Origin of the sequence: Cryobacterium sp. TMT2-4, assembly GCF_004402575.1 — a bacterium.
Classification (GTDB): domain Bacteria; phylum Actinomycetota; class Actinomycetes; order Actinomycetales; family Microbacteriaceae; genus Cryobacterium; species Cryobacterium sandaracinum.
The window spans coordinates 1-5,088 of record NZ_SOGE01000008.1; the positions used below are offsets into that span (position 1 = coordinate 1).

5 protein-coding genes are annotated in these 5,088 nt (G+C 67.5%); 1 reads left to right on the forward strand and 4 read right to left on the reverse strand.

The annotated features are described in order from the left end of the window. Positions 1-274: 274 nt before the first annotated feature. From E3O54_RS02480 to E3O54_RS02495, 4 genes are all read right to left on the reverse strand, one after another. A complete protein-coding gene (locus E3O54_RS02480) occupies positions 275-1,075 on the reverse strand; it encodes an HAD-IIA family hydrolase (RefSeq protein ID WP_104100098.1) in 801 nt (266 codons plus the stop codon). A gap of 53 nt (positions 1,076-1,128) precedes the next feature. Next, positions 1,129-1,773, reverse strand: a complete 645-nt coding sequence (locus tag E3O54_RS02485; RefSeq protein WP_104100113.1) for a metal-dependent transcriptional regulator — start codon at positions 1,771-1,773, stop codon at positions 1,129-1,131. Beyond that, positions 1,773-2,996 (reverse strand): Nramp family divalent metal transporter, encoded by a 1,224-nt coding sequence (locus E3O54_RS02490; protein ID WP_104100114.1) that lies wholly within the window; start codon positions 2,994-2,996, stop codon positions 1,773-1,775. Before E3O54_RS02490 ends, E3O54_RS02485 begins: the two co-directional genes overlap by 1 nt. 478 nt (positions 2,997-3,474) lie before the next feature. Further along, positions 3,475-4,167 carry a DedA family protein gene (locus E3O54_RS02495; RefSeq protein ID WP_104100099.1) on the reverse strand — a complete coding sequence of 231 codons (693 nt, stop codon included), beginning with the start codon at positions 4,165-4,167 and terminating at the stop codon, positions 3,475-3,477. A gap of 124 nt (positions 4,168-4,291) precedes the next feature. Between E3O54_RS02495 and E3O54_RS02500 the strand changes: the two genes are divergently transcribed. Then, positions 4,292-4,921 (forward strand): RNA methyltransferase, encoded by a 630-nt coding sequence (locus E3O54_RS02500; protein WP_104100100.1) that lies wholly within the window; start codon positions 4,292-4,294, stop codon positions 4,919-4,921. Positions 4,922-5,088: the final 167 nt, after the last annotated feature.

Here is a 5,088-nt window from a genome sequence, read left to right on the forward strand (position 1 = left end):
CTTGAGTTTCTGTTCCTAGACAGTCAGAAACCTAGACAGGAAGCGGCGTGCGGCCGTTAAGGCGCTCCGAAACACCCACAGATGAAGCAGGAGAGCCGAGATTTTGCCGAAAATGGTCAGTTCTGGGTCGCAACCGGGGTGGTGGCGCAAAATCTCCGTCGAATTCGTCAGGGCCTGGCGGGAGGGAGAGCGGGAGCAGGAGCGGCGGGCGCGGCGGTAGAAGTGCTGAGGCGACGGGTGCGGCAGAGCGCGGCTGCGATGGGAGCGGCGGAACCTAGATCGCGTCGGACTCCACGGGCTCCTTGGAGACCAGCTCGTGCACGCCGGAGAGGATCTCGTCCGGGCGGAACGGGTAGCGGTGCACCTCAGCGTCGTCACTGATGCCGCTCATCACGAGAATGGTGTGCAGCCCGGCCTCGATCCCGGCGATGATGTCGGTGTCCATCCGATCACCGATCATGGCCGTGTTCTCCGAGTGCGCGCCGATCTTGTTCATCGCTGAGCGGAACATCATCGGGTTCGGCTTGCCCACCACATAGGGCTCCATGCCGGTGGCCTTGGTGATCAGGGCCGAGATTGCACCCGTGGCGGGCAGGGGGCCGTCCGCACTGGGGCCGGTCGCATCCGGGTTCGTCGAAATGAAGCGGGCACCGTTCAAGAGCAGACGGATGGCCTTGGTTATGGCCTCGAACGAGTAGTTGCGGGTTTCGCCGACCACCACGTAGTCCGGGTTCGTCTCGGTCATGATGAAACCCGCCTCGTGCAGGGCGGTCGTGAGTCCGACCTCGCCGATCACGAAGGCGGTGCCGCCGGGCGCCTGGGAGCGGAGGAAGTCGGCCGTCGCCAGCGCGGAGGTCCAGATGCGGTCTTCGGGCACGTTCAGGCCCGAGGCGCGCAGGCGGGCACTGAGGTCCCGGGGGGTGAAGATCGAGTTGTTCGTGAGCACCAGGAACGGCGTGCCGGCGTCGCTCCACTGCTGCAGCAGCTGCGCCGCGCCCGGCAGCGGGCTGTTTTCATGCACGAGCACGCCATCCATATCGGTGAGCCAGCATTCGATGTCTTCGCGGCGTGTCATTGGGTGCTCCCTTGGTTCGGGGATAAGCCTAGCGGCGCGAGGTTTCCGGACGGTTACGAGGTGAGCCAGATCGATCGGGCCGCCGCAGACGACAGCCGACAGATGCCGCCGCCCGGCAGCCGCACCACGCCGGGTTCGAGAACGGTGAGCCGGGTTCCCGGGCCGACCCGGTGCACGGCAAGGTCGCGCAGGATGTCCGGGTCGCGGTCGCTGATGCGCACGACCGCCCCGACGTGGCCGGGTGCGGCCTCAGCCAGCAGGATGGCGTCCGGCCGGGTCAGGCTGCCGTCCTCGGCCGGGATCGGGTCCCCGTGCGGGTCGGCCGACGGATGCCCGAGCCGATCGTCGATCGCCGCCAGCAGCCGGTCCGAGATCGAGTGCTCGAGCACCTCCGCCTCGTCGTGCACCTCGTGCCAGTCGTAGCCCATTTTCCGCACGAGCCAGGTCTCGATCAACCGGTGCCGGCGCACCACCGCGGTCGCCCGCAGGAAACCGGTCCGGCTCAGGGTGAGCGGCCCGTAGGGGACGTGCTCGATCAGGCCGCCGGCGGCGAGCTTCTTCACCATCTCGGTGACCGATGACGGCGCCACCCCCAGCCGCGCGGCCAGCACCGAAGGCGTGATCGGGTTCGGCTGCCATTCGGTGTGCGCGTAGATGGTCTTGAGGTAGTCCTCGGCCGCGGGTGTGGGGTGTTTCATCACGCCCCTGTGAACACGAGCACGAGCAGCACCACGTTCAGGGCCACCAGGAGCAGGGCGCAGACGGCGCCGGCGACTGTCGTGTACCAGCGGTTGACATGCTCGCCGAGCACCCCGCGCTGCATGGTGAGCCAGACCAGGGGGATCAGCGCGAACGGGATGCCGAACGACAGGACGACCTGGCTGAGCACCAGGGCCTCGGTCGGGTCGAAACCCACCCCCAGGATCAGCAGCGCGGGAATGAGGGTGACCACGCGACGCGCCAGCAGCGGCACGCGCACGTGCAACAGGCCGTGCATGATCTCCGCTCCCGCGTACGCTCCGACCGAGGTGGAGGCCAGCCCGGAGGCGAGCAGCCCGACCGCGAACACCGTCGCGATCACGGGCCCGAGGGTTGCCTCGAGGGCGGCGTGGGCGCCCTCGAGCGTGTCGGTCCCGGCGACGCCCTGCAGAGCGGATGCCGCGAGCAGCAGGATCGACAGGTTCACCGTGCCGGCGATGGCCATCGCGATGGTGACGTCCCATTTGGTGGCCCAGAGCAGGCGTCGCGTTGCTGCGCCGTCCGCCACGACGGGGAATCGGTCCCGGGTGAGCGCGGAGTGGGCGTAGATGGCGTGCGGCATGATCGTCGCGCCGAGGATGGACGCGGCCAGGAGCACCGAATTCGCGCCCTCGAACCGCGGCACGAGGCCGGCGACGACGCTGCCGGCATCCGGCGGAGCGAAGAACACCCCGGCCGCGAAGCCCACGGTGATGATGAGCAGCAGCGCCACGATGACGCGTTCGAAGGTGCGCGGGCCGCGCCGGGTCTGCACCGTGAGCACGATCATCGAGATGACCCCGGTGATCACGCCGCCGGCAAGCAGGGGGAGGCCGAAGAGCAGGTTCAGGGCGACCGCGCCGCCGATGATCTCGGCCAGGTCGGTGGCCATGGCCACCAGTTCCGCCTGCACCCAGTAGAGGCGGCGGGTGAGCGGGCGCCGAATACGTACCCCGAGAATTTCCGGCAGGCTCGTGCCGGTTACGATGCCGAGCTTGGCCGAGAGGTACTGGATCAGCCAGGCCATCACGTTGCCGGCCACGACCACCCAGACCAGCAGGTAGCCGTAGCGAGCACCGGCCGTCATATTGCTGGCGACGTTGCCGGGGTCGAGGTAGGCCACGCCCGCGACGAGGGCAGGGCCGAGCAACCAGAGCAGGTGAGAGGATGCCACGGTGGCGATCTCAGGGACCGGTCCCCTCGCATCCGTGCGCACGTTGTTTTTAGCCACACCGAAAGGATAGGGCAGATTTAGGCATGCCGAAAGATCAGTGCCTGCGTGGGCGGCCCGGCACACCAACGTTTCGGCGCGGTCATACGTTTTAGTAGCTAAGCAGAGGGAGGAAACGGGTTCACGGTCGGTGGGGCCGAGGCCTACGTGCGGCGGGCCATCTTCAGCGGCTACCTCGACGAGGGCCGGAAACGCACCCCTGTGGAGCCGGATCGCCCACCGGGCCGCGATGTCCGCAGCGCTCGCCGGGCCGCTCGCCGCCGGAACCACCGACCAAGCCACCCACCCGATCCCGCCCCGACCGGCCCGCGCTCCCGCCGGGGGAGTACCAGATCTCGGCGGCGATCGACCCGTTCACGGATGCCGGCACCGGCCGGTCTGACGCTGCGCTGACCCTGTGCCGAGACGCGGCCGCCTCTGAACTGGGCGGTTACTCCTCGCGCAGGTCCTCGGGAATCGTGGCGACGGGGACCGGGGCCTTGCCGCGGGTGCGCTTCTTCTCGCGGCCGGCTTTGTAGAGCTCGGACAGGATCGGCACGCCCGAGAGCAGCACGATGCCGATGATGAAGAATTCGGAGTACGTCGCCACGAACTCGATCTGGCCGAGCAGGTAGCCCATCAGGGTGCTTCCGACACCCCAGGCGAAGGCGCCGATCAGGTTGAAGAACACGAAGGTGCGGTAGTGCATCCGTCCCACACCGGCGGCGAGAGGCACGAAGGCGCGGAACACGGGCAGGAAGCGGGCGATGATGATGGCCTTGCCGCCGTGCTTGGCGAAGAACGCGTTGGTGCGTTCCACGTTCTTCGGGTTGAACAGGCGGTTCTGCTCGCGGGTGAAGACGGCGGGGCCGGACTTGCGGCCGATTAAATAGGCGACCTGGTCACCGGCGAACGCGGCGATGAAGATGACGAAGCAGGTCACCCAGATCGGAAAGGGCACATCCCCGGTGGCGGTGAGCAGGCCCACGGTGAAGAGCAGCGAGTCGCCGGGCAGGAACGACAAGACGATGAAAGCCGTCTCGACGAACACGATGGTGGCCACGCCGAGGAGCACGAACGAACCGAACCAGCCGATCAGCCACTCCGAGTCGAGAAAGTCGATACCGAAGAGCGTGGGATGCATGGTGATGGTTCCTTCCGGGCGGGGTGCGAGCCGGCGAAACGCGAACCCTGCACGTCAGAATACCCGACGGCATGCCCGGCATGCCCGGCACGCCCGGCGGTGCCCGGCGGGATACGGTGGATCGGTGCAAGAACCGCAGAACCCCACGCCCGAACTGTCCACCCACGGCGTCGGACCCTGGGCCGGAGAGTGGCCCGAGGAGTCGTTCTACGACCGCGAGCTGCTCGAGCGCGGCGACACGCGCAACGTGATCGACCGCTACCGCTACTGGAGTATGGCGGCGATCGTCGCCGACCTCGACGAGAAGCGGCATCCGTTTCACGTCGCCATCGAGAACTGGCAGCACGACATGAACATCGGCTCGATCGTGCGCAGCGCCAACGCGTTCGCCGCCGACACGGTGCACATCATCGGGCGCAAGCGGTGGAACAAGCGCGGGGCCATGGTCACCGACCGGTACCAGCACGTGCTGCACCACCCGGATGTCGCGTCCTTCGTCGAGTGGGCCGCCGCCGAGACCTTGCCGATCATCGCCATCGACAACGTGCCCGGCAGCGTGATCATCGAAACCTTCCGCTTCCCCGAGCGCTGCGTGCTCCTGTTCGGGCAGGAGGGTCCCGGCCTCTCTCCCGAAGCGATCGAGGCAGCGGATGCCGTCGTCGAGATCAGCCAGTTCGGCTCCACCCGCTCGCTCAACGCGTCGGCCGCCGCGGCTGTCACCATGCACAACTGGGTGTTGCAGCACCGGTTCTGAGCGGGCGTTTCACCACCCCGATCCCTCCACAATCAGGGCCTGATCGGGTTATCCACAGGGTGCGTGTAGGTGGGCGGATGCCGCGGGTAATGTCGGTGGGTGCCCGTAGCGTGTGTGTCATGAAGCCCTCATTTATGGAAGAGCAAGAGGCTCTCGGGGAGCATTTC